The organism is Kitasatospora sp. NPDC087861 (assembly GCF_044742585.1).
GTDB lineage: Bacteria > Actinomycetota > Actinomycetes > Streptomycetales > Streptomycetaceae > Kitasatospora.
In genome coordinates, this window is the sequence record NZ_JBIUUS010000117.1 from 1 (window position 1) to 1,149 (window position 1,149).

1 protein-coding gene is annotated in these 1,149 nt (G+C 69.5%); it reads left to right on the top strand.

What is annotated here, in order from left to right; translation table 11 throughout:
- Nucleotides 1-95: 95 nt before the first annotated feature.
- On the top strand, nucleotides 96-1,149 hold a 1,054-nt coding region (locus ACIOJE_RS41310), incomplete at its 3' end, for an IS30 family transposase (protein ID WP_400783864.1).

Genomic DNA, 1,149 nt, shown 5'->3' on the forward strand with positions numbered 1-1,149 from the left:
GGTGGATTCAACCGGTCGTCGCAACACCTCGATCGTGGAGGTGTCGGGTGGGGCGGCCTGTGGGGTGGACGACGAAGGTGACGGGGCGTCCGGCGATGCGTTCGCCGGGTCGGCCACCGGTGCGTCGGGACGTGGAACGCGCGTTCTGGTTGAGGATCGCCGAGGGGCTCACGAGCGAGGATGCCGCGCTGGCATGCGGGGCGTCCGGGCCCGTCGGTTCGCGGTGGTTCCGCGATCGTGGCGGGATGCCTTCGATCCAGCTCAGCCCATTGTCAGGCCGGTATCTGTCGTTCGCCGAGCGCGAGGAGATCTCCCTGTTGAGGGCCCAGGACGCCGGCGTGAGGGAGATCGCCCGCAGGCTGGGGCGGTCTCCGTCGACGATCTCCCGTGAGCTGCGACGCAACGCGGCCACTCGGTGCGGGCAACTCGACTACCGGGCCTCGATCGCGCAGTGGAAGGCCGAGCTGGCCGCTCGCCGGCCGAAGACGGCCAAGCTCGCGACCGACGAGCGGCTGCGTGAGTATGTCCAGGACCGGCTGGCCGGCGTGATCCAGGCGCCGGACGGCAAGACGGTGTCTGGTCCCACGACCGAGCAGTGGAAGGGACGGAACAAGCCCCGCCGTCAGGACCGGCGTTGGACGACGGCGTGGAGTCCGGAACAGATAGCCAAGCGGCTGCCGGTCGACCACCCCGATGACGAGTCCATGCGGATCTCGCACGAGGCGATCTACCAGGCCCTCTACGTCCAGGGCCGCGGCGCGCTCGACCGTGAGCTGGTCACGTGCCTGCGGACAGGGCGTGCCCTGCGGGTTCCTCGCTCCCGCGCCCGCAGGAAGGCGGCCGGTCACGTCACGCCCGACGTGATGATCAGCGAGCGTCCCGCCGAGGTCGAGACCCGGGCCGTCGCGGGCCACTGGGAAGGCGATCTGATCATCGGGGCGAACCGGTCCGCCATCGGCACGCTCGTGGAGCGCACGAGCAGGTTCACGATCCTGGTCCACCTGCCGCGAATGGAAGGCTACGGCGTCGAGCCACGGGTGAAGAACGGCCCCGCGCTGGCCGGATACGGCGCCGAGGCGATGCGTAAGGCTCTCACGGTCCAAATGGCAAACATCCCAAAGCAGTTGCGACGATCACTGACCTGGGACC